20 protein-coding genes are annotated in these 22,323 nt (G+C 56.1%); 14 read left to right on the top strand and 6 right to left on the bottom strand.

What is annotated here, in order from left to right; genetic code table 11:
* Positions 1-24: 24 nt before the first annotated feature.
* Both CL1_RS04200 and CL1_RS04195 read left to right on the top strand, forming a co-directional pair.
* Positions 25-294 carry a ribbon-helix-helix domain-containing protein gene (locus CL1_RS04200; RefSeq protein WP_014788647.1) on the top strand — a complete coding sequence of 90 codons (270 nt, stop codon included), beginning with the start codon at positions 25-27 and terminating at the stop codon, positions 292-294.
* Positions 278-733: a type II toxin-antitoxin system PemK/MazF family toxin gene (locus tag CL1_RS04195; protein ID WP_014788646.1), complete on the top strand. Its 456-nt coding sequence runs from the start codon at positions 278-280 to the stop codon at positions 731-733. Before CL1_RS04200 ends, CL1_RS04195 begins: the two co-directional genes overlap by 17 nt.
* Here the strand turns inward: CL1_RS04195 and CL1_RS04190 are convergent.
* A complete protein-coding gene (locus tag CL1_RS04190; RefSeq protein ID WP_237266275.1) occupies positions 730-1,092 on the bottom strand; it encodes a hypothetical protein in 363 nt (120 codons plus the stop codon). The two genes, CL1_RS04195 and CL1_RS04190, sit on opposite strands and share 4 nt — an antisense overlap.
* A gap of 346 nt (positions 1,093-1,438) precedes the next feature.
* On the opposite strand from CL1_RS04190, the gene guaB reads away from it, so the two are divergent.
* The 10 genes from guaB to fdhF all read left to right on the top strand — a co-directional run bounded on the left by guaB (position 1,439) and on the right by fdhF (position 14,159).
* Positions 1,439-2,896, top strand: a complete 1,458-nt coding sequence (gene guaB / locus CL1_RS04185) for an IMP dehydrogenase (protein ID WP_014788644.1) — start codon at positions 1,439-1,441, stop codon at positions 2,894-2,896.
* A gap of 60 nt (positions 2,897-2,956) precedes the next feature.
* Positions 2,957-4,189 (top strand): hypothetical protein, encoded by a 1,233-nt coding sequence (locus tag CL1_RS04180; protein WP_014788643.1) that lies wholly within the window; start codon positions 2,957-2,959, stop codon positions 4,187-4,189.
* Positions 4,190-4,294: 105 nt separating this feature from the next.
* Entirely contained in the window at positions 4,295-5,686 is a 1,392-nt protein-coding gene (locus CL1_RS04175; protein WP_014788642.1) for a spherulation-specific family 4 protein, read from the top strand.
* A gap of 43 nt (positions 5,687-5,729) precedes the next feature.
* Entirely contained in the window at positions 5,730-7,127 is a 1,398-nt protein-coding gene (locus CL1_RS04170) for an L-aspartate oxidase (protein ID WP_014788641.1), read from the top strand.
* Positions 7,128-7,190: 63 nt separating this feature from the next.
* Positions 7,191-8,099 carry a quinolinate synthase NadA gene (gene nadA / locus CL1_RS04165; protein ID WP_014788640.1) on the top strand — a complete coding sequence of 303 codons (909 nt, stop codon included), beginning with the start codon at positions 7,191-7,193 and terminating at the stop codon, positions 8,097-8,099.
* A gap of 77 nt (positions 8,100-8,176) precedes the next feature.
* Positions 8,177-9,487 (top strand): ATP-binding protein, encoded by a 1,311-nt coding sequence (locus CL1_RS04160; RefSeq protein WP_014788639.1) that lies wholly within the window; start codon positions 8,177-8,179, stop codon positions 9,485-9,487.
* Positions 9,474-10,307: a carboxylating nicotinate-nucleotide diphosphorylase gene (gene nadC, locus CL1_RS04155; RefSeq protein WP_014788638.1), complete on the top strand. Its 834-nt coding sequence runs from the start codon at positions 9,474-9,476 to the stop codon at positions 10,305-10,307. The genes CL1_RS04160 and nadC overlap by 14 nt, the downstream gene beginning before the upstream one ends.
* 133 nt (positions 10,308-10,440) lie before the next feature.
* Positions 10,441-11,448, top strand: coding sequence for a pyridoxal 5'-phosphate synthase lyase subunit PdxS (pdxS, locus tag CL1_RS04150; protein WP_014788637.1), 1,008 nt, complete (start codon positions 10,441-10,443; stop codon positions 11,446-11,448).
* Positions 11,449-11,478: 30 nt separating this feature from the next.
* A complete protein-coding gene (pdxT, locus tag CL1_RS04145; RefSeq protein WP_014788636.1) occupies positions 11,479-12,072 on the top strand; it encodes a pyridoxal 5'-phosphate synthase glutaminase subunit PdxT in 594 nt (197 codons plus the stop codon).
* 74 nt (positions 12,073-12,146) lie between these two features.
* On the top strand, positions 12,147-14,159 hold the full coding sequence (gene fdhF / locus CL1_RS04140) for a formate dehydrogenase subunit alpha (protein ID WP_014788635.1): 2,013 nt from the start codon (positions 12,147-12,149) through the stop codon (positions 14,157-14,159).
* On the opposite strand, the gene purF is transcribed toward fdhF, so the two are convergent.
* Positions 14,122-15,456 (bottom strand): amidophosphoribosyltransferase, encoded by a 1,335-nt coding sequence (gene purF / locus CL1_RS04135; protein ID WP_014788634.1) that lies wholly within the window; start codon positions 15,454-15,456, stop codon positions 14,122-14,124. The two genes, fdhF and purF, sit on opposite strands and share 38 nt — an antisense overlap.
* Positions 15,457-15,618: 162 nt before the next feature.
* Between purF and purC the strand changes: the two genes are divergently transcribed.
* The gene (purC, locus tag CL1_RS04130; protein ID WP_014788633.1) at positions 15,619-16,314 is read left to right on the top strand and encodes a phosphoribosylaminoimidazolesuccinocarboxamide synthase; all 696 of its coding nucleotides are present in this window, start codon (positions 15,619-15,621) and stop codon (positions 16,312-16,314) included.
* Here the strand turns inward: purC and CL1_RS04125 are convergent.
* From CL1_RS04125 to purM, 4 genes are read right to left on the bottom strand one after another with little or no spacing between them, the layout of a single operon-like run.
* Positions 16,287-18,890: an ATP-dependent helicase gene (locus CL1_RS04125; RefSeq protein ID WP_014788632.1), complete on the bottom strand. Its 2,604-nt coding sequence runs from the start codon at positions 18,888-18,890 to the stop codon at positions 16,287-16,289. The genes purC and CL1_RS04125 overlap by 28 nt on opposite strands.
* A 47-nt stretch (positions 18,891-18,937) precedes the next feature.
* On the bottom strand, positions 18,938-19,627 hold the full coding sequence (locus tag CL1_RS04120; RefSeq protein WP_014788631.1) for a metallophosphoesterase: 690 nt from the start codon (positions 19,625-19,627) through the stop codon (positions 18,938-18,940).
* Between the two features lie 22 nt (positions 19,628-19,649).
* Positions 19,650-19,817, bottom strand: coding sequence for a hypothetical protein (locus CL1_RS10745; RefSeq protein WP_014788630.1), 168 nt, complete (start codon positions 19,815-19,817; stop codon positions 19,650-19,652).
* A gap of 30 nt (positions 19,818-19,847) precedes the next feature.
* Positions 19,848-20,852: a phosphoribosylformylglycinamidine cyclo-ligase gene (gene purM, locus CL1_RS04115; RefSeq protein ID WP_014788629.1), complete on the bottom strand. Its 1,005-nt coding sequence runs from the start codon at positions 20,850-20,852 to the stop codon at positions 19,848-19,850.
* A gap of 117 nt (positions 20,853-20,969) precedes the next feature.
* On the opposite strand from purM, the gene purT reads away from it, so the two are divergent.
* Positions 20,970-22,259 carry a phosphoribosylglycinamide formyltransferase 2 gene (gene purT, locus CL1_RS04110; protein WP_014788628.1) on the top strand — a complete coding sequence of 430 codons (1,290 nt, stop codon included), beginning with the start codon at positions 20,970-20,972 and terminating at the stop codon, positions 22,257-22,259.
* The last annotated feature ends 64 nt before the right edge of the window (positions 22,260-22,323 follow it).

Below are 22,323 nucleotides of genomic sequence, written 5' to 3'. Positions count from 1 at the left end.
CAAATGGAGGCATAGGTGGACAAAATGGCGACAACCGTTAAGGTCTCCGCGAGAATACCCAAGGGACTTGCCGAGAGAATGGACAGGCTTATTGAGGAAGGCTTTTACTCGAACAGGAGTGAGATAATAAAAGAGGCCCTCAGGGATTTTCTGCTCAGGAGAAGGTCCGTTGAAGATTCCGAAATTAAAGGGTACCTCAGGGCCGTCGAGGAAATCCTCAGGGAGGACTGGGAGAGCGAGGCCGACGAATACTGGGACGATGTTGGGGGAGTTCCCTATGAACCCAAAGGGTGAGCTTTCTCAGTGGGAGATAGTTCTCGTGGATTTTCCTTTTGTTGATTTGACGAGCCGAAAGCTTCGCCCCGCGCTCGTTGCGTCAAATAAAGAACTCAACCGGATTTCGAATGCCATCGTAGTTCTCCAGATAACGTCTAACCTTAACAGTGGCTTCGCTGAATACAACGTTGGAATCACCGACAGGGACGTTATACGCTACGCCGGGACGAGGCCGTTGAGGCCCAGTCTGATAAAACCGTACGTTGTTTTCACCCTTGAGAAATCCCTAATCAGGAAACGGATTGGCGTTCTCAGAGAAGAAAAAATCCAGGAAGTCAAAGAAGGCCTTAAACGGGTTTTCGGCCTTTATGGTCAGCCCATGCGAGTGTCCTCACCGCTCGGACGAAACTTCCCTCATCATCCCGAAAGGAGTGGGGAAGAAGGGTTAAAAAGCTAAGCCCTCTCCGAGGAAATCACCGAGACTATGTCCCTGTGGAAGGACTTGATTGCCCTGACATGCCTCTCTTCCACCCTTCCACAGCAGGCGACCCTCTCGTAGAACCGCTCAAGCTCGTCCAGGAGCCACTCCAGCTGTCTTCTGGCGTTGTCGCTGAAGCCGTTGCTCAGGAGCTTGCCCCTGAGAAACGGCATCACTTCCGACGGCCGGCCGAGAGCGGCCCAGAAGAGACCTTCCTTCAGCACCTCGCCTAAAAGCTCCTCAAAACCAGACCTGACCTCAGCGGAGGGTTTGGCCCTCCCCCCTGTTGATAATCTTCGCTTCGGCTTCCATGGCAGTTCACCGAAAAATGTGGTCATCGATGGATATTTTAGTCTTCCGGTGCTTCCCTTGAACGTGTGACTAAATGACGCGGAAAAATGGTAAAAGGTTGAACGGACTGCCTGATTCTGCCCCGAATTTTGTCATATCATCAGGGCTATGACGCCGACGGTGAGCAGCAGCGGCGCCGCGTAGGAGAGTGCTATGACGAGCCTCTTCACCTCGAACCACCGTGCACGGACATGGGCATCTGCTTAAAAAATTTACGTTTGTAAACTGGCTTGTGGGTTTGAAAACGTTCGAATACCTCGCCGGCATCGCCGAGGAAACCCTTAAAAACCCTTGACAGGTTCACGTTAAAAAGGACGTGGAGGTCCGGCAAAGATGGGGAAGTTTGAACACAAACTTGTTAATGCAATCAAAGGCTACACCTTTGACGACGTTCTCCTCATACCGCAGGCGACCGAGGTCGAGCCCAAGGACGTGGACGTCTCGACTCGGATAACCCCCAACGTCAGGCTCAAGGTCCCGATTCTCAGCGCGGCGATGGACACAGTCACCGAGTGGGAGATGGCCGTCGCGATGGCCAGGGAAGGTGGTCTAGGCGTCATACACAGGAACATGAGCATCAAAGAGCAGGTAGAGCAGGTGAGGAAGGTCAAGAGGGCGGAGCGCTTCATCGTTGAAGATGTAATCTCAATCTCACCGGACGAGACGATTGACTACGCCCTCTTTTTGATGGAGAAGAACGGCATAGACGGTCTCCCCGTGGTCGATGGTGACGGAAGGGTGGTGGGGATAGTCACCAAGAAGGACATAGCGGCAAAGGAGGGCCGGCTCGTCAGGGAGGTCATGACCGGCGAGGTCATAACGGTCGGAGAGGACGTCTCCGTGGAGGAGGCCCTCGACGTGATGGTGGCGCGGGGGATAGCGAGACTGCCTGTCCTCGATGAAAACGGCCGCCTCGTGGGAATAATCACGATGAGCGACCTCCTAATGAGGAAGAAGTACAGGAACGCGGTGAGGGACGAAAACGGCGACCTGCTCGTGGCCGCGGCAGTTGGCCCCTTCGACCTCGAGAGGGCAAAGGCCCTGGATAAAGCCGGTGCCGACGTCATAGTGGTCGATACCGCCCACGCCCACAACCTCAAGGCGATAAAGGCCATGAAGGAAATCAGAGAAGCCGTCGATGCTGATTTGATCGTCGGAAACATCGCCAACCCCGCGGCGGTCGATGACCTGACTTTTGCCGACGCGGTCAAGGTCGGAATCGGACCGGGGAGCATATGCACCACGCGCGTTGTCGCTGGCGTTGGAGTTCCTCAGGTTACCGCCATAGCTCTCGTCGCGGACAGGGCAGGTGAATATGGGCTTCACGTCATAGCCGATGGCGGAATCCGCTACTCCGGCGATATAGTCAAGGCCATCGCCGCTGGAGCTGACGCCGTCATGCTCGGCTCCCTTTTGGCAGGAACCAGGGAGGCACCAGGCAAGGAGGTTGTAATCAACGGAAGGAGGTACAAGCAGTACCGCGGTATGGGCTCGCTCGGAGCGATGATGAAGGGTGGAGCGGAGAGGTACTACCAGAAGGGCCACATGAAGACGAGGAAGTTCGTCCCGGAGGGCGTTGAAGGCGTCGTTCCCTACAAGGGGCCCGTCGGTGAGGTTCTCTACCAGCTCGTTGGGGGACTCCGCTCGGGAATGGGCTACGTCGGGGCAAGGAGCATTTCCGAGCTCAAGGAGAAGGGAGAGTTCGTGATCATAACTCAGGCGGGAGTTAGGGAGAGCCACCCGCACGACATCTTCATCACCAACGAGGCCCCGAACTATCCAACTAGGTAAGCAGGTTGTCCCAACGAAATTATTTTAAGTGGTACTTAATATCCCATTTGGTGGGATATAATGAGATGGGCGTCACTGTTGTTGCTCATCTTTATCATTTCTCCCCTGGTGGCGGCTGAGGAGTATAACGTTATCGGCCCTGCCGAGACGGTAGCGGTTGCCCCAGGAGGGGATTACTACATAGTAGTTCGCGGAGACGGCTCCTTTGTGAACGCCACCCTCGTCAGAGTGCTCGATGACAATCCGGTAAAAAATGTTACCGTGGACTCTGTAGCTGGGGTTTACGTCCTCAACTCTAACGTGGTGCTGGACGTTGATTCCTTGGTCGAAGATAGCTTTGTGAGGTACGTTGTGGTGTGGAAGGCCAAGAACGACAGTTACATCTACTACAGCGTCATTGATTCAAACGGTGATACAGTCACCAGAACCACTCGACTGGACGTAATAAAGCCCGATTATATTAGCGTGTCCAATGGAGGAGGATACTTCGTCGTGGTATACGAGAAGTACAACAGCAACGAGCTTTACTACTCGGTTCTTGATGCATCGGGGGACATCGTTGATAGGGGACTTCTCTACACCGGGAAGGGTGCGATTCACTACAGTGTAATAGCGTACGACCGGGAGAGCGGATACTTCGGAGTTGCGTTCAGAGAGAGCTGGAACGACGGATCCAGCTACAATCTAACCTTTATCGACTTTAAACTTCTCCCGGGTGGTGCCATTAACCTGTCGAGCGTTCACCGCGCAAGCTTTCCTGTTCGTGTATCCGCGGTAAGCGTCGCTCCGGGAATGGGCGGGTTCTTCGTGGCGTACAGGGAGTACTACTCCCCCTATTCCTGGGTGGTGATCGAAATACCCGATCCTCAATCACCCGGAACTTACAGTCGGGTGGTCGAGCTTTCTAGGGCCCGGAGCTCTGTCAGGGGAGATCTGGATCTCGTGCCCAACGAGACCTCCCCATACTTGGTCTTTGCCTATGAGAACCAGACTTCTGACTTGGTGTACGTGATCAAGCTGGTTAAGATAGGCTTGAACGGGGACATCCTGGGGGCCCTCTCCATAATACCTTCTTCCGGCAACTTCAGGTATCCATCTCTCGCGGTATCTTCTGTAACTCCAGTCGAGGCCTACGCAATTGGGTGGCTTGAAGCTGATAACGGCCGCGCCCTAAGCTCGGAGTACAAGTCGGACCTCACGGCGGTCAGTGAGGTCAACCAAGTGCCGTTCTTTGGTACCCCCGCCGTGGCCGTTGCTCTCGTGGTGATCGCCTGGTTTGTGGCCAGGAGATGAATTTTCTGCCTTCCTTTTTTTGGTACGTTTGTTGCTCATGACGTAACTCACTGGATTTCAACACTTTTTTAAAATTAGGCGGCCAAACTAAAGTAGGTGGAGAAGATGAAATCATCGGGGCCCATAATACTCGCGATGGTTGTTGGTCTTGGTTTGATGTTCGCACCCCCGGTGGTCTCTGGAGCCGGAACTCAGTCCCTTCTCATCCCATTATACGTTTATCCGGGCTGTTCTTGGGATTCTGTCATTGGCCTTAAAGCCCAGTACTCTGTTAACATTGTGATTATAGCCAACCCTGCCAACGGCCCGGGGTACCAAAAGGACTCCGTTTACGCCGAGTACATACAGAAGATGCGTGACGCGGGGATATCGGTTCTCGGCTACGTGTGGACCAACTACGGGAAACGCGACTCCTCAATAGTCGAGGACGAGATAGACAGTTGGGTCTCCTGGTACAACGTCAGCGGGATATTCTTCGACGGTGTGAACGTCTCGGCCGGTACTGAGGGGTACTACTCCAGTCTCGTGAACTACGTGAAGGGCAAGTCACAGTCGTACCTCGTGGTCGGAAACCCCGGCGCCTATGACCCCTCCACCCTAGCGGATTACACCGCGATCTTCGACGTCCTAGTGATATACGACAGTCCAGACTATCCCCCCTCCTGGCCAAGTGGCACCGACCCCTCGAAGCTGGGTGCTATGGTATACGGAGTGTCCTCCTTCGATGAGACGGCCTTCAAGGATCTTGCATCTAAGGCGTACTACGTGTACGTGACCGATGATGGAGACGACAATCCGTGGGACAGCCTCTCAAGCTATGTGGCGGACGAGGCGGCCGTTCTGGCGGGGGTCCCCAAGGTGAACTACGTCCTTAGGGTTAGCTCCCACAACACAACGGGGTATTCCGTGATTGAGCGCTACCCCAGCTACGACGTCTCGGGGGGTACATACAACGTCAGCTGGGACGTTCTCTTGAGGAACTGGGATTCCTCCGGTGCGGGAGTGCAGTTGATGTACCTGGTTCTTGACCAGGGTGGGAGCACCGTCGAGGTTCACTTCGATTGGGCTTACTACGGAAACGGAACCGCTCTCTACGCCTGCTACGGCTGGACAAGCTGTACCGACACTGATTTCAACGTCACCTCCTCCTGGCACAGGTTGGCCATAGCGGTTGATTCGGCGTCGGTTAAGTTCTACGTCGATGGGCTTGAAGTCAGAAACGTCGCCACGGGTGGGGCGGTGGAGGTTCTCCGTGTGGGTGCCGGGTCGTGGGACAAAACATCGCAGTACGACCTCTACATAGACAACGTGACGGAGAAGGCGGGAGTAGGGAGCGTCGTGGAGACCTTTGACTGTGGGAGCAACTGCTACTTCAGCACCCTCGTTGGGGACGTTGGCATCGTGCCTGCCAGTACAGTGGCGGTACCTTTCTTTGGCTCTTCAACCACGGTGGTGGTTCTGGCTGTGACGGCGGCACTGCTGATGAGACGTTGGTAGAAAAGCGTTTAAGTCCTACCTCTATCTTTTCTCCGGTGGTGAGATGAGGGTTGGAATCATCGGAAGCGGTGCCGCGGGATTGACGGCAGCCATAGCCCTGGCGAGGCGGGGCTTTGACGTGATGGTCATCGGTGAGGGGATACGGGAGAGCAACTCCTACCTCGCCCAGGCTGGAATAGCCTTTCCCATTCTGGACGGTGATTCTCCCAGGACTCACGTTCTCGACACGATCAGGGCTGGCAAGTACCTCAACGATGAGGAGGTCGTGTGGAGCGTGGTCTCTAAGGCAAGCGAGGCCTACGAGTTCCTTCTTTCAATAGGCCTTGAGTTTGAGACCAACGAGACCGAGGGCGGGCACTCCTTTCCCAGGATTTTCACGATTAAGAACGAGACCGGGAAGCACCTAATGAAGCTCCTCCACCTGGCGGCGAGGGAGGCGGGCGTCCACTTCGTCGATGGCCTTGCCGAGGAGCTGGTCGCGAGGGAAGGAAAGGCCTACGGGGTCTTTCTTGATGGCGAGCTCCTTGGGTTTGACGCTACTATCATAGCAACCGGTGGCTTCGCTTCGCTCTTCAAGTACACGGCCGGTTCCCCCCTCAACCTCGGCACCCTCATCGGCGATGCCGTTATGAAAGGCGCCCCGGCGAGGGATCTGGAGTTCGTCCAGTTTCACCCAACGGGCTACATCGGAAAGAGCGTTGTTTTTTTGATCAGCGAAGCCGTCCGCGGTGCCGGGGCAAAGCTAATCACCGAAGACGGCGAGCGCTTCGTGAACGAGCTCTCCACGAGGGACATCGTGGCAAGGGCCATATACAACCAGATGAGGGCCGGTAAGAGGGTCTTCCTCGACGCGACTGGCATAGAGGACTTCAAGAGGCGTTTCCCCCAGATATACGCCTTCCTGCGGAAGGACGGCCTCGACCCCTCCAGGGACCCAATTCCCGTCTCCCCAATAGCTCACTACACCATCGGGGGAATCTCCGTAGACATCTGGTACAGAACGAGGATTAAAAACCTCTACGCCGTCGGAGAGGCCATGAGCAACGGCTTCCACGGTGCGAACAGACTCGCCAGCAACTCGCTCCTCGAGTGCATCGTGAGCGGACTTGAGGTCGCGAGGACGATAGCGCGGGACAGGCCGAGACTTGGCGGGGTTCCAGAGGTTCCCTACACCTTCGACTCCCTTGGGGACGTTGAAGCCCTCAGGGAAATACTGTGGGAGCACGCTGGCATTGTGAGGACTGCCAGCAACTTGAGGGCCGGCCTGGAAAAGCTTGGCGAGATCGAGGCCGACCCGAGGCTTAAGCTGCTCGCGAGGGGAGTCCTCGAGTGCGCCCTGGTGAGGGAGGAAAGCAGGGGCGCCCACTACCGCGAGGACTTCCCCGTTATGAGGAAGGAGTTCGAGAGGCCGAGCTTCTTCGATGGGGAGTGCAGGCTCTAACCAAAGGTGTCCAAAAACCCTTTTAATCCCCCTCTTCTACCACAATTCAAGCGAGGTGAGAGTATGGAGAAGGAGACGCTCATAGCCGAGATTGAACGTCTCAAGGAAGAGAGGAACGCCATAATAATGGCCCACAACTACCAGCTCCCCGAGGTTCAGGACATAGCGGACTTCCTCGGCGACAGCCTGGAGCTCGCGAGGAAAGCTGTGAACGTTGATGCCGACGTCATAGTCTTCGCCGGCGTCGACTTCATGGCCGAAACCGCCAAAATCCTCAATCCGGAGAAGACCGTCCTGCTGCCGGCGAGGAGGGCGACCTGCGCGATGGCCAACATGCTGAAGGTCGAGCACATCCTCAGGGCCAAGGAGCAGTATCCTGATGCTCCGGTGGTTCTCTACGTGAACACCACCGCCGAGGCCAAGGCCTACGCCGACGTTACGGTTACCTCCGCCAACGCCGTCAAAATAGTTGAAAAGCTCGATTCCGATGTCATAATCTTCGGTCCCGACAAGAACCTTGCGAGCTACGTCGCCAGGGTCACCGGAAAGAAGGTCGTCCCCGTCCCCGAGCACGGCCACTGCTACGTCCACAGGAAGTTCACGCTGGCAGACGTGGAGCGCGCAAGGAAGCTCCACCCCAACGCCAAGCTGATGGTTCACCCGGAGTGCGAGCCCGAGGTTCAGGAGAGGGCAGATATCATAGTCTCCACGGGCGGAATGATAAGGCGCGCCCCGGAGTGGAACCAGTGGGTCGTCTTCACGGAGAGGGAGATGGTTTACCGCCTTCAGAAGCTCTACCCGGATATTAGGTTCCACCCGGCGAGGGAAGACGCAATCTGCGTCGGCATGAAGGCGATAACGCTCAACCACATCTACGAGTCCCTCAGGGACATGAAGTACGAGGTTGAAGTGCCCAGAGAGATAGCCGAGAAAGCTAAGAGGGCCATCGAGAAGATGCTGGAGATGAGTTAAGTCTGGAGGGAAAGATTCCGCCATTTTTGTTAAGTAGGGAGGGAAACTTTTTAAGGATTTTTACCTCTTCATTTAACATGAGCCGCGAGGAAACGATAGCCCAAATTGTGATGGACTACCTCAATCTCAGCGTTGAGGGTGTCGAGCGGGAGCTGAGCGTTCCAGAGGACATCCGGATAAACAAGGCAATAACAATAATCGGCCCAAGAAGGGCCGGAAAGACATTTTACATCCTTCAAAAGTTTTCCAAACTGAGGAATGCCGGTAAAGCGGCCGTCTTCTTCCCCCTCGACGATGACAGAATATTCCCTCCAACGCCCGATGACCTTTCAACCCTCGTGAGGGTGTTCTACGAGCTCTTCCCAGATGCCGACGAGAAGTACCTTTTTCTCGACGAGATTCAGAACGTCCCCAACTGGGAGCTTTTCGTTAAGCGTGTCCTGGAGCGTGATGGGTTCAGGGTCTACTTGACCGGCTCCTCCTCAAAGCTCCTCAGCAGGGAGATAGCGACAGCCCTTCGCGGAAGGACGCTGACATTTGAGATGATGCCCTTCAGCTTCCGGGAGTTCCTTAGGGCCAAGGGGATTGAGGTGGGCAGGTATCTCTCGACGAGAGAAGAGGCGGTTGTCAAGACCCTTCTGAGGGAGTATCTGGAGTTCGGCGGCTTTCCAGAGGTCGTTCTTCTCGAGGACAGGTACCTGAAGCGGAAAACGCTTTCCGAGTACGTGGATGTGATGCTCTACCGCGACGTTGTTGAAAGGCATGGGATAAAGAATCTAAAGGCGGTCAGGCTGTTCCTGAAGCTCCTCATAACCTCCTTTGCCAAGGAGTTCTCGGTGAACCGAACGGCCAGGTACATGAAGGGCATTGGCGTGGACGTCAGCAAGAACACCCTCTACAGCTACTTCGACTACTTTGAAGAAGCTTACGTGGTCTTCCCGCTCAAGAAGTTTTCCTACAACCTAAAGGAGGTTGAGAAGAGCCTTCCAAAGGTTTACATCGTTGATACCGGCCTGATAAACGCCTACTCGCTTCGCTTTGGGGAGACCATCGGCAGGCTCATTGAGAACGCCGTTTTCCTTGAACTCAGAAGGCGCGAGAGGGAGCTCTACTACTTCAAGGACGAGCGTGGAAGAGAGGTTGATTTCCTCGTGAAGGACGGAAAGGATATCCTGGAGCTCATACAGGTCAGTTATTCACTTGAAAGCCCTGAAACGTTCGAACGGGAGGTCTCGGCACTGCTGAGTGCCTCGGAGAAACTCGACTGCGAAAACCTAACGATAATAAACTGGGACAGAGATGACATCATTGAGGTCAGGGGAAAAAAGGTCAGGCTCGTCCCTCTCTGGAAGTTCCTGCTTGGAGGTGAGGGTGATGATAAATCTTAGTTATCTCCTGCAATTTATAGAAGAGGACGCCCCCTTTGGAGACGTCACGAGCGAGGCGGTCATACCTGAAGGAACGAGGGCCAAGGCCGTGATCATCGCGAAGGGGGAAGGAGTAATAGCGGGAGTCGAGGAAGCCAGGGCCCTCTTCGGGCACTTCGGGGTTAAAGTTGAGGTCAGGAAGATGGACGGCGAAGAAGTGAAGAGGGGCGACGTTATCCTCGAGCTTGAGGGGGACGCGAGGGCGATACTCCTCGTCGAGAGAACCGCCCTAAACGTCATGGGCAGAATGAGCGGCATAGCGACCGAAGTCAGGAAGCTGGTCGAGAGGGTTAAGGCCGTAAACCCGAAGGTTCGGGTTGCTGGGACGAGAAAAACCCTGCTCAAGCCTATAGACAAGAGGGCGATACTCATAGGTGGCGGTGAACCCCACCGCTTCTCGCTGAGCGACGCGATACTCATAAAGGATAACCACCTCGCTTTGGTTCCGCTGGAGGAGGCGATAAAGAGGGCCAGGGCCTTCTCTGCCTACAAGGTCGTCGAGGTTGAGGTCGAGAGCCTTGAGGACGCACTAAAAGCCGCCAGGGCAGGGGCCGACGTCGTGATGCTCGACAACATGAGTCCGGCCGAGATAGCCGAGGTTTTAACTGTTCTCAAGCGGGAAGGGCTCAGGGAGAGGGTTAAAATTGAAGTCAGCGGTGGAATAACGCCCGAGAACATAGCCGAATACGCGGGGCTCGACATCGACGTGATAAGCCTCGGTTATTTGACACACTCCGTTAAGAACTTCGACGTCAGCCTTGAGATAATTGGAAAGATATGAACGGGGATTTTTCGTCTTTTTCTGGTTTTTTCGAGGAGTTTTTTTATTTCTCAGTGAACTTTCCGGGGCAGGGTTTATATTCAAGTTTTTCCTTGAATTTAATTGCAAGCCAAAACTTGAAAAGGTGAGGGAGATGGGAAGGCTCGATGTTATCGAGGCTAAGGGTACCGAGAGGCTCAAGAGGGGCTTTGCAAAGATGGTGAAGGGCGGCGTCATAATGGACGTCACCAACGCCGAGCAGGCGAGGATTGCGGAGGAAGCGGGTGCCGTCTCGGTCATGGCCCTCCACCGCGTTCCAGCCGATATCAGGAAGGCAGGTGGCGTTGCCAGAATGGCCCCGATAGAGAAGATTCAGGAGATAATGGACGCGGTTACGATTCCCGTGATGGCCAAGGTCAGGATAGGCCACGTGGCGGAGGCCAAAATACTCGAGGCCCTCGGCGTCGATATGATCGACGAGAGCGAGGTTCTCACGCCTTCCGACCCGTTCTTCCACATAGACAAGAGGGAATTCACCGTCCCCTTCGTCTGCGGGGCCAGAAATCTCGGCGAGGCCGTCAGGAGGATATGGGAAGGCTCGGCCATGATCAGAACCAAGGGCGAGGCCGGGACCGGCAACATCGTCGAGGCGGTCAGGCACGTCCGCCTAGTCGCCGAGGGGATAAGGCAGATTCAGGCCATGACCGACGAGCAGGTCTACGGGGTTGCGGAGAAGTTCGCAGAGCCATACCTGAGGCTTGCCCTCAACGTCAAGGAGATAGCTGGCCTCCCAACGAGGGTCCTTGAGAACGAGCCGATTTACGGCCACTACACCTACCGCGAGATTGTCGATGGCCTCTACAGGGTTCTCCTCGAAATAAAGAAGCTCGGCCGCCTTCCGGTTGTGAACTTCGCGGCCGGAGGAGTTGCAACGCCGGCAGATGCAGCTTTGATGATGCAGATGGGCATGGACGGCGTCTTTGTAGGCTCGGGAATCTTCAAGAGCTCCAACCCGCCCAAGATGGCCAGGGCCATAGTCGAGGCCGTCAACCACTGGGACGAGCCGGATGTTCTCGTCGAGATAAGCAAAGAGATCGGCGAGCCGATGAAGGGTCAGGACATCGAAGAGCTCGAAGTCCGCCTTGAGGAGAGGGGCGTCTGAGCCCTTTCCAACTCTTTTGGAGGGGTTGAAATGGTCAAGGTGGGTGTCATAGGCCTCCAGGGCGACGTCAGCGAGCACATAGAGGCGAGCAAAAGGGCTTTGGAGAACCTCGGGGTTTCCGGTGAGGTCATCTGGCTCAGGAAGCCGGAACAGCTCGAAGGAATCTCCGCGATCATAATCCCCGGTGGCGAGAGCACGACCATCTCGAGGCTCATGGTGAAGAACGGCCTCCTCGAGCCAGTCAGGAAGCTCGGTGAGGAAGGACTTCCGATAATGGGAACCTGCGCAGGTTTGATAATGCTCTCGAAGGAGGTAATCGGCGCTACTCCGGAGCAGAGGTTCCTCGAGCTCCTCGACGTCCGCGTTAATAGAAACGCCTACGGCAGGCAGGTGGACAGCTTTGAGGCGCCGATAAAGCTAGCTTTCAGCAAAGAACCCTTCTCAGGGGTCTTCATTCGCGCTCCGAGGATAGTAGAACTCCTCAGCGACAGGGTGAGGCCGATAGCGTGGCTCGGAGACAGGGTTGTCGGCGTCGAGGAGGACAACCTAATCGGCCTCGAGTTCCACCCCGAGCTGACCGACGACACGAGGGTTCACGAGTACTTCCTAGGGAAGGCCCTCTGAATCTTTACAAATTTTCGTCGATTATCTCCAAAAAGATTTATATTTTTTAGCTTTTCCTGTCTAATGGTGGTAGCGTGAAGACGGTGGTGTGCCCCTACTGCGGTTTCGGCTGCAAGCTCCTCATTGGCGAGGAGAGGAGAAGGGTGAAGCCTTACCCCGGCGAACCCAACCGTGGGAAGCTCTGCCCGAAGGGACTCTACGCCCTCGAGTTCGTCTTCTCGAAGGACAGGCTCAAGAGACCGCTCAAGCGGGTCGGCTCGGCGATGGTTCCGATAAGCTGGGGCGTTGCACTCGAGGAGATAGCAAACCGGCTCCTCGAGATTCGCGAGCTCTACGGTCCTGATGCGGTCGCCTTCATAGCATCGTCCAAAATCAGCAACGAGGAGAACTACCTCCTACAGAAAATCGCGCGCCTCTTCGGCACGAACAACATAGACAACTGCGCGAGGCTGTGTCACGAGGCGAGCGTCCACGCTCTAAAGCTTGCCGTGGGAACCGGGGCCCAGACCAACCCTTACGAGGATCTGGAGAGGTTTGGGGTCGTACTAATATGGGGCTACAATCCTGCCGAAACGCACCCGGTTGTGATGGACTATCTCCTGCGGGCAAAGAGGAAAGGTGCTAAGATAATCGTCGTTGACGTCAGGGAAACCAGAACGATGGCCTTCGCCGACCACAGACTGATTTTAAAGCCCGGAACCGACATAGTCCTCGCAAACGCGATGGCGAACGTTATAATTAGGGAGGAACTGTACGACGAGGAGTTCGTTAAAACGAGAACCTCTGGCTTCTCGGAGGTGAAGATGGGGGTTATGAAGTACACACCCGAGTACGCGGAGAAGGTAACCGGAGTCCCAGCTGAAACCATTCGGGAGGTTGCACGGGAGTTTGCCCTCGCGGGAAGCGGTGCGATAATGTGGGGCATGGGCCTGACACAGCACGTTTCCGGAGTGGAGAACGTCCTGGCGGTAATAAACCTCGCTTTGCTCCTCGGCTACATCGGCGAGAAAGGTGGCCTCTACCCAATGCGTGGCCAGAACAACGTCCAGGGTGCCGCATACATGGGTGCCCTCAGTGAGTTCCTGCCCGGCTACGTTCCGCTGACCGATGAGAGGTTCAGGAAGCGCGTTGCGTCGCTCTGGGGCGTGGAAGACCTTCCAACGGAGCGCGGGCTCTACCTCACCGAGCTGTGGGAGGCCATCGAGAACGGCGACGTCAGGGCGCTCTACATCGTCGGTGAGAACCCCGCCGTCAGCGAGGCTAACTTTGCCCGCGTTAGGGAGGCGCTGAGAAAGCTCGACCTGCTCGTCGTTCAGGATATTTTCATGACGAGAACTGCCCGCTATGCCCACTACGTTCTGCCGGCTTCAGCCTTCTGCGAGAAGAGCGGTAGCTACATGAACAGCGAGAGGAGAATCCAGTGGAGCCACAGGGTCTGCCAGCCCCTTGGAGATTCAAAGCCCGACTGGGAGATTCTGACGGCCCTTGGCAGGGCTCTTGGATTGCCCGGCTTTGACTACCGCTCGGTGGAGGAGATTACCGCCGAGTACTTCAAGCTCTTTCCGGAGCTGGAGGACAGGAGCGTCGAGGAGCTGAAGACGGGGGAGGGAATCTTCCTGCCGAGGAAGAGGCTCCACACTTGGGAGTTCGCAACCCCTGACGGGAGGGCAAGACTGATCGCTGTGGAGAGGATTTCTCCCTGGGAAGAGCCAGATGGGGAGTTCCCCTTTGTCCTGACGACCGTTCGGCTGATCAGCCACTACAACACGGGTGAGATGACGCTGAGAAGCCCCTCCCTCCTCAGGCTGATGGGCGAACCCAGGGTGCTGATAAACAGGAGCGACGCGGAGAGGCTTGGAATTCACGACGGAGACTGGGTCGAGATCGAGACGAGGCGCGGGAAGATTAGAATGCGCGCGAAGCTCGGCGGTGTCCCGGAGGGGCTTGTGGCGGTTCCCTTCCACTTCAAGGCGAACAGGCTGACGAGCGAGGCGCTGAACAAGGCAGGAACGCCGGAGTTCAAGTTCTCCGCCGCTAAATTGAGAAAGCTCAGAAGCGGAAGGCCCACTCCGGATACTCGCCGGTGAGGCACGCCAGGCAGAGGTCTCTCCTCCCAACGGCTTTTTTCAGCCCATCGACGCTGAGGTAAGCCAAACTGTCGGCACCTATGGTTTTTCTCACATTCTCGACACTTCCAAAGGCCGCTATGAGCTCGTGTCTCGTCGGAATATCCACCCCCATGTAGCACGGGTACCTTATGGGCGGTGATGCTATTCTGACGTGCACCTCTCCCGCGCCCGCCCCCCTCAGCATGGCGACGATGCGCTTCATGGTCGTCCCCCTGACGATTGAATCATCGACCAGCACGACGCTCTTCCCCTCAACGACTTCCCTCACCGGGGAGAGCTTGAGCTTGACTTTCAGCTCACGGTAGAACTGGCCGGGGGTTATGAACGTCCGCCCTATGTAGCGGTTCTTTATCAGCCCCTCGGAGTAGGGAATCCCGCTGACCTGGGAGAAGCCCATAGCAGCTGCCCTCCCGGAGTCAGGAACGGCTATAACGACGTCCCCATCTGCCGGGCTCTCCTTTGCCAACTCCCGCCCCATCCTGACCCTGGCGCTGTACACGTTGACCCCGTCTATGGTGCTGTCCGGGCGGGCGAAGTATATGTATTCAAAAACGCAGTGATGGTGGCTCTCTCTGGCCAAAACCTTGCTCTCAACCCCGTCTTCCGAGACCAGAAAGACCTCCCCGGGCTTCACGTCCCTCACATCCTCAACGAAGAGCCTTAGCGCTGAGTCCTCTGAGGCAAAGTAGTGGCCGTCTCCAAAGCCGTAGCTCAGCGGGCGAAATCCCACGGGGTCCCTTGCGACGATTATCTTCCCATCGAAGAGGAACGCAACGGAGTAAGCGCCTTTGACTTCGTTAAACACTTCCCGCATAGCCTCGAACTCGTCCCCGGTCTCGTTAAAGTGCCACAGGAAGGAAATCCCCAGCAGCTCGGAGTCAACCGTGTGGCGGAACTTAACGCCATGGCTTTCGTACCTCTCGCGAAGGAGCCTGAAGTTGGTCAGGGTTCCGTTGTGGGCCACCGCTATTTTCATACCGCAGCACTCCGTTTCTAGGGGCTGGGTTTCGTTAAGCGAGCCGGAAGTGGAGTAGCGGACGTGGGCTATCGCCGTGCTGGATTTGAGCTTTGCCAGCTCGCCGTTCCTGAAAACCTCCGAGACGAGTCCTCTCCCCGTCACCGTCCGTATGCGGTGCTTCCACACGCTTATCCCGGCGCTCTCCTGTCCCCTGTGCTGCAGTGCTATCAGCGCGTAGTAGGCCTTCCTTGCTGCGTTTTCGGTTTTTGCTGCGAAGACCCCGCACTTCTCCCTCATGATGAATCCCGCCGTGCAATTAACTTAAACATGTTAATTAAACTGGAATCTGACGGCAGTATTTTAGCTCCCCGTGTTTAAAAGCTTTGCCCATTGTTTGCCATTTTTATGATAAAACAACCCTTAAATAGCCTAAAATTTTACACAAATATGGTGAAGTCCATGGAGGTCTATGAAGGTAAGGCGAAAAAAATTATCCCGCTCGATGATGGAAAGGCCATAATGGAGTTCAAGGACGATGCTACGGCCTTCGACGGCAAGAAGAAGGCCCAGTTCAAGGGGAAGGGCTGGCTCAACGCCCAGATCAGCGCGGTTCTCTTCAAGGTCCTCGAGGAGAAGGGGATCAAGACCCACTTCATAGGCGTCGCCGGTGAGAACAGGCTCATCGTTGAGAGGCTTGAAATGTACCCGCTTGAAGTTGTCGTCAGGAACGTCGTCGCCGGAAGCCTGAAGAAGCGCCTTCCGCTGGAAGAAGGAACCGAGCTGCCGGAGCCGATAGTCGAGCTCTATTACAAGGACGACAGCCTCGGTGACCCGATGATAAACCACCACCACGCAAAGATCCTTGGCGTGAGCGAGGAGGAAATCAGGGAGATGGAGCGCATTGCCCTTAAGGTTAACGATGTCCTGAGGGAGTACTTTGCCGAGCGGGGAATCATACTGGTCGACTTCAAGCTCGAGTTCGGGAAGAACGGGAGGGGCGAGATAGTGCTCGGCGACGAGATAAGCCCGGACACCTGCCGCTTCTGGGACGCCGAAACCAGGGAGAGCCTCGACAAGGACGTCTTCCGCTTCGACAGGGGCGACCTGATAAACGCCTATGAAAGGCTTTATGAGCGCTTAACTGGAACTTCCTGAGCTTCCCCTATCATTGCCATTATCTTTCTGTGGAGCTGTTTGATCAGCTCCCTCCTGTCCTCCATCAGGACAACGTCGCTCGAGCCTATAGCCTCGAGGTTGAAGGCGAAGGGGCTTGGAACGTCCTGCCTCCTGAACTCCACCTTTATTCTGCCCTCCCTGACCCAGTCCAGGAACTGCTCAGCGCCCTCGACGTCCATCTTGTCCTCCATAATCTCGCGGTAGACCTCCTTCAGGAGCGGGAAGTCGGGGTGGTTCTCCTTGAGGACCTTGAGGAGGGAAACCGCCATCACCTGCTGTCTCCCCAGCCTCTTGCTCCTCCCGACGTAGCGCCTGAGGATAAGCAATCCTCGATTGGCCACGTGCCTGAAGCGCCTCTTCAGTAGCTCTGTGTTGTCCAGGGCCAGCTTTAGCGTCTCCCTCAGGTCCTCGACCTCGAAAAGCTCCCTTACCTCCTCCTCGCTCAGCTCTACCTCCGGCGGGAGGAGCAGGGCGAAGCCGTTGTCGTTTATCGCCACCCCGACGTTGCAGTTTTTTCTCTTGCTCACGAGGTAGGCGAAGGCCCTGCTCAGCGCGTCGTTCGCGCGCCTCCCGATGAGGGTGTGGAAGAAGTAGCGGTTCCTCTTTCCCGGAACGAACTCGACCAAAACCGTTTCATCGTCAGGAACTACCGAATACCTCGCCTGCTCGCGGAAGTAAGCTATTACAGCCCTCGCGGCCTTCTCGTCTATCCCGTACTTCCGCACGAGCCTCCTAACCGCGTCCCTCCGGTGAAGAAGCCCCTTAACTTCACGCCTGAACCTCTGAATGTCGAGGGCCAGGTCAAAGCTGAGAGGGAGCATCTCCGAGAACCAGGCCGGAATAGTTGGCTTCGCTCCCTCGCGGGGAATGACGTAGATCTTGTTACCCCTGCTCTTGACGAACTCGTATGTTCTTCCGGCCAGGACGAAGATGTCGCCGGGCATTAGGCGCTCCGCAAACTCCTCCTCCACAGTTCCGATCATCTGCTTGTCCATAGTGTAAACCCGGATCTTGGCCTCATCCGGTATCGTGCCGACGTTCATGTAGTAAATCGTCCTCGTCATCTTCCCGCGCCGTCCAAAGCGCCCGTCCTCGAGCCATATCTTGGCGTAGACCTTCCTCTCCTCCAAACCTGCGTATTCCCCCGCCAGATACCTCAAAACGCCCATGAAGTCCTCGAAGGGCAGGTCTTTAAAGGGATAAGCGCGCCTCACGAGGTTGTATGCCTCCTCCACCTCCCAGACCCTGTTGAGGGCCATTCCGAGCAGGTGCTGGACGAGAACATCGAGCGGGTTCCTTGGGATTTTCACGCGGTCGAGCCGTCTGTTCCTCGCGTTGTGCGCTAAAACCGTAACCTCGACCAAATCGTCCCTGTCGAGAGCCAGAATAACGCCCTTGCTGACCTCGTGGAGCCTGTGGCCTGCCCTGCCGATTCTCTGCAACGCACGGTTCACGCTCTTTGGAGAACCGATAAGGACGACCAGATCGATCGTTCCGATGTCTATGCCGAGCTCCAGTGATGTGCTGCTAATTACACAGCGTAATTCGCCCCTCTTCAGCCTCTCCTCGACGTCCAGGCGAACCTCCCTGGACAGCGAGGAGTGGTGGGCTTCAATCAGGCCCTCGAACTCCGGGAAGCGCTTTTTAAGGTTGAAGGCGACCCTCTCGGCGCCGCTCCTCGTGTTGGTGAAAATTAACGTCGTCCTATGAGCTTTTATCAGCTCGGCAAGCCTGTTGTAGAGGGCATCGCTCAGCGCTCCAGCGGGGGTGTAAATCAAATCCTCAACAACGCTCTCGACTTTTATTTCCGTCTGCTTGGCGAAGCTCACATCAACGATAAGCCCGGGCCTCGGCTTCCCGTTTTCAAAGCCGAAGACGAACTTGGCCACCTCCTCGAGAGGGTGTATGGTGGCGCTCAGGCCTATCCTCACGAACCTCCCCTCGGCCATCTCCTGAAGCCTCTCGACGCTGAGCGCGAGGTGGGAACCGCGCTTGTTCTCAGCCAGCGCGTGAACCTCGTCTATGATGAGGTACTTTACAGTTCTCAGCCTCTCGCGGAACTTTGGGGCGTTTAAAGCAATGGCAAGGCTCTCGGGAGTGGTTATGAGTATGTGTGGCGGCTTCCTCACCATCTTGCTCTTCTCGTAGCTTGAAGTGTCGCTCGTCCTTATGCCGACCATTATCTCCGGGATTTCGTAGCCGAGCTCCCTCGCCACTTCCTTTATCTCGGCTAAAGGCCCCTCCAGGTTGCGCTTTATGTCGTTGTTCAAAGCCCTCAAAGGGGAAACGTAGAGCACGTAGATTTTGTCCTCGAGCTTACCCTCCTTGCCGAGGAGGATGAGCTCATTTATCGCCGAGAGAAAAGCGGAGAGCGTTTTTCCGGAGCCCGTTGGCGAGGAGATGAGAACGTTCTCACCTTTATGAATTTCCATGACCGCGTAGCGCTGGGGCGGTGTAAAAGTCCCGAACTTCCGCTTAAACCACTCCCTAACCGGTTCGCTCAGGATCGAGAATATCTCTTCGTCGCTGTATTCCCTCTCGGCCCATCGTATCATGATTGGAACTCTTTCGGGTTTGATTAAAAACTTTTTGCTTCCTAAATTCAAACTGGGCCGAGCCTCTTGAGGATTTTGGCAAGCCTTCCCAGCTCCCCAAAATCCAGGAGCTCTCCCTCGACGGGCACCAGCACGCGCAACTTTGAGGTGCCGAACTTCTGAAGGAACGGCGAAACTCTCTCCCTCGTCACATCGTTACCGTAGGCCCAGGGACTGAAGGCTGGCAGGACGATAAGCCTCTCGCCCCACAGAAAAGCCGGTACCTTCACGCTTGCCCCCACCTCGTCCCTCAGCCTTATTGCGGGGTGTTCGTGGCCGATTATGAACCTCTCTCCTTCCTCCAGCCTGTGGCCATGGACCAGGGTCCACCCTCCGACTTCTAACCTGTCCACGATTTCAACTCCCCTCTCCCTCAGCCACAGTATTCCCGGGTCGTGATTTCCCCTGACCACTATTATCTCATCGACTTCGCCCTCAAGGGCGTCGAAGAATCTCTCCAGCTCCTCCCGTTCCCGCCTGAACGGGACGAACGAGTGCTTCAGGTCGCCGTCGATGATGAGCCTCTTCGGCCTTTCCTTTTTCACAACGGCCAGAACCTCTTGGATAAGCCTGTCGAGGAGGTTGGGGACGTAGTTGCCCTCCCTGGCCATCGATTCCTCAAATCCTATGTGGAGGTCCGCTATTACCAGATCTTTTCCCAGCAGGACCGCTTTCTCAGGAACGGGCCTCGGCCTCATGGTACCTAGAAAGGGCTGGGGCTTAAAACGCTTGCCGTTCGGACTCGTGAGTTATCCAGACGGTGTAGCAGCCCTTCGCGTCTTCTTCGATAACAATCTTTCTCAATCGGGGCCCATATTCCTTCACGGCCCCCTCAACGACAGCCGGAAGGTTCTCAAGGAATGCCTTCTTCTTTACGGTTAGCTCCATGGGACCACCGAAAAAAGTTGGGAGAGGGGCTTAAAGCCTTACCCCGTAGTTCTCTATCGTTATTCCTGGCCTTTCCGTGACGGTTCCAAGCTCAAAGCTCTCGAAGTGTTTGTTTAGGATTTCCAAAGCGGCCTCCTTCTCCCCCTGCGGGACCACCGCGACGAAGCCGACCCCCATGTTGAAAACGCGGAACATCTCCTCCAGCGGAACGCCGTTCTCGTGGACGAGCTTGAATATACCATCAATGGGTGGCATCTTCAGCCTGAAGCCGTGGTTCGTGAGGCGCTTGAGGTTGGTCAGCCCGCCGCCGGTTATGTGTGCCAGGCCGTGAACCTCGACACTTTCCAGCAGCTCAAGAACCGCCTTCACGTAAATCCTCGTTGGCTCCAAAAGCCACTCCCAGAGCTTCCTGCCTTCGTACTCGTAGTCGAGGCCGTATTTAGGGATTAGAAGCTTCCTTGCAAGGGTCAGGCCGTTGGAGTGGATTCCCGAACTCGCTATGCCAATAACCGCATCGCCGGGCCTTATCTTCTCACCCGTGATGACCTTCTCTCTATCCACCACGCCGATGGCGGTTCCCGCCAAGTCGAAGCCGTTTATCAAATCGGGCATAACCGCCGTTTCCCCGCCGACTATCGCCACTCCCGCCTGTCTTGCCCCCTCGTGGAGGCCCTTCCCTATTTCCCCAAAAACCTTCTCGTCCGGCTCCTTTACGGCAAGGTAATCGACGAGGGCAACCGGCTCCGCCCCAACGCAGAGCAGGTCGTTCACGTTCATGGCTATCATGTCTATCCCTATCGTGTCGAACTTTCCAACGGCCTCGGCAACGAGCACCTTGGTTCCAACTCCATCGGTCGTCATGGCAAGGTAGAAGTCACGGAAGTCAAGTAAAGCTGCGTAATGGCCCAGATTCTCGGCCGGTTCACCGGGTTTTCCTCTCCTGAACTCGAAGGTCGCTTTTGCGAGCCCTATGATTCCTTTAAGGGCCCTCGCAGTTTTCTCGTCATCAACTCCCGCCTGGGCGTAGGTAAACATGAGCATCACCGCCGATAGTTCTCGGGCATGCTTAAAAGGTTTGCCATCTTTCTGCTTAAAAAGACTTAAATATAAGCAATTTTTAACATCTTAACGTCAAAACTTGAGGTGGTGCCCATGATTAAGCTCCGCGATGAACTCGGAACGGCCATGACCGACTCGGCCCAAAAGATACTCCTCCTCGGGAGCGGTGAGCTCGGGAAGGAGATAGCCATCGAGGCCCAGAGGCTCGGCGTTGAAGTTGTGGCCCTCGATAGATACGCCAACGCTCCGGCCATGCAGGTTGCACACCGCTCCTACGTCGGTGACATGCGTAAGGCTGACTTCCTCTTCTCGGTCGTCGAGAGGGAAAAGCCCGACGCGATAATCCCTGAGATAGAGGCCATAAACCTCGACGCTCTCTTCGAGCTGGAGAAAGACGGCTACTTCGTGGTTCCGAACGCAAAGGCAACTTGGATAGCGATGCACCGCGAGAGGACTAGGGAGACGCTCGTGAAGGAAGCTAAAGTTCCAACCTCGCGCTACGCCTATGCGACTACGCTCGACGAGCTCTACGAGGCCTGCGAGAAGATAGGCTACCCCTGCCACACCAAGGCCATAATGAGCTCCTCTGGAAAGGGCTCCTACTTCGTGAAGGGACCGGAGGACGTTCCAAAGGCCTGGGAGGTGGCCAAGAAGAAGGCCCGCGGCAGCGCCGAGAAGATAATCGTCGAGGAGCACATAGACTTCGACGTTGAGATAACCGAGCTTGCCGTCAGGCACTACGACGAGAACGGTGAGATCGTTACCACCTTCCCGAAGCCGGTCGGCCACTACCAGATTGACGGCGACTATCATTCCAGCTGGCAGCCGGCCGAGATAAGCGGGAAGGCCGAGCGAGAGGTTTACCGCATAGCCAAGCGCATCACCGACGTTCTCGGCGGCCTCGGACTGTTCGGCGTTGAGATGTTCGTTAAGGGCGACAAGGTCTGGGCGAACGAGGTCTCCCCGAGGCCCCACGACACGGGCATGGTAACCCTCGCCTCCCACCCGACTGGCTTCTCGGAGTTTGGACTCCACCTCAGGGCGGTCCTCGGCCTCCCGATTCCCGGCGAGTGGGTTGAAGGTTATCGCCTGTTCCCGCTCCTGACGCCAGCAGCTACACACGTAATCAAGGCCAACGTTTCAGGCTACTCCCCGGGCTTCCGCGGTCTTTCAAAGGCCCTCAGCGTCCCGAACGCGACGGTGAGGCTCTTCGGGAAGCCCGAAGCTTATCCTGGAAGGAGGCTCGGCGTCGCCTTGGCTTGGGCCAAAGACATTGCCGAGGCAAAGAGACGTGCCGAGATGGTTGCCCACGCTGTGGAGCTTAGAACCCGGAGTTCGGGTTGGCATCAACAGGATTACGAAAGGAGAAAGCACCTGCTATAATTAACACTTTGTTACAGTTCGATGGAAAAAGGAAAGATTTAAAAGGGCCGAAGTGTTCCACATT

Origin of the sequence: Thermococcus cleftensis (assembly GCF_000265525.1) — an archaeon.
GTDB classification, from domain to species: Archaea; Methanobacteriota_B; Thermococci; order Thermococcales; family Thermococcaceae; genus Thermococcus; species Thermococcus cleftensis.
This window is presented reverse-complemented; position numbering and strand designations above follow the sequence as displayed.

Coding starts and splice junctions, on each gene's coding strand:
- CL1_RS04200 (WP_014788647.1), top strand. CDS start 25: ATGGCGACAACCGTTAAGGTCTCCGCGAGAATACCCAAGGGACTTGCC.
- CL1_RS04195 (WP_014788646.1), top strand. CDS start 278: ATGAACCCAAAGGGTGAGCTTTCTCAGTGGGAGATAGTTCTCGTGGAT.
- CL1_RS04190 (WP_237266275.1), bottom strand. CDS start 1,092: ATGACCACATTTTTCGGTGAACTGCCATGGAAGCCGAAGCGAAGATTA.
- guaB (WP_014788644.1), top strand. CDS start 1,439: ATGGGGAAGTTTGAACACAAACTTGTTAATGCAATCAAAGGCTACACC.
- CL1_RS04180 (WP_014788643.1), top strand. CDS start 2,957: ATGAGATGGGCGTCACTGTTGTTGCTCATCTTTATCATTTCTCCCCTG.
- CL1_RS04175 (WP_014788642.1), top strand. CDS start 4,295: ATGAAATCATCGGGGCCCATAATACTCGCGATGGTTGTTGGTCTTGGT.
- CL1_RS04170 (WP_014788641.1), top strand. CDS start 5,730: ATGAGGGTTGGAATCATCGGAAGCGGTGCCGCGGGATTGACGGCAGCC.
- nadA (WP_014788640.1), top strand. CDS start 7,191: ATGGAGAAGGAGACGCTCATAGCCGAGATTGAACGTCTCAAGGAAGAG.
- CL1_RS04160 (WP_014788639.1), top strand. CDS start 8,177: ATGAGCCGCGAGGAAACGATAGCCCAAATTGTGATGGACTACCTCAAT.
- nadC (WP_014788638.1), top strand. CDS start 9,474: ATGATAAATCTTAGTTATCTCCTGCAATTTATAGAAGAGGACGCCCCC.
- pdxS (WP_014788637.1), top strand. CDS start 10,441: ATGGGAAGGCTCGATGTTATCGAGGCTAAGGGTACCGAGAGGCTCAAG.
- pdxT (WP_014788636.1), top strand. CDS start 11,479: ATGGTCAAGGTGGGTGTCATAGGCCTCCAGGGCGACGTCAGCGAGCAC.
- purF (WP_014788634.1), bottom strand. CDS start 15,456: ATGAGGGAGAAGTGCGGGGTCTTCGCAGCAAAAACCGAAAACGCAGCA.
- purC (WP_014788633.1), top strand. CDS start 15,619: ATGGAGGTCTATGAAGGTAAGGCGAAAAAAATTATCCCGCTCGATGAT.
- CL1_RS04125 (WP_014788632.1), bottom strand. CDS start 18,890: ATGATACGATGGGCCGAGAGGGAATACAGCGACGAAGAGATATTCTCG.
- CL1_RS04120 (WP_014788631.1), bottom strand. CDS start 19,627: ATGAGGCCGAGGCCCGTTCCTGAGAAAGCGGTCCTGCTGGGAAAAGAT.
- CL1_RS10745 (WP_014788630.1), bottom strand. CDS start 19,817: ATGGAGCTAACCGTAAAGAAGAAGGCATTCCTTGAGAACCTTCCGGCT.
- purM (WP_014788629.1), bottom strand. CDS start 20,852: ATGTTTACCTACGCCCAGGCGGGAGTTGATGACGAGAAAACTGCGAGG.
- purT (WP_014788628.1), top strand. CDS start 20,970: ATGATTAAGCTCCGCGATGAACTCGGAACGGCCATGACCGACTCGGCC.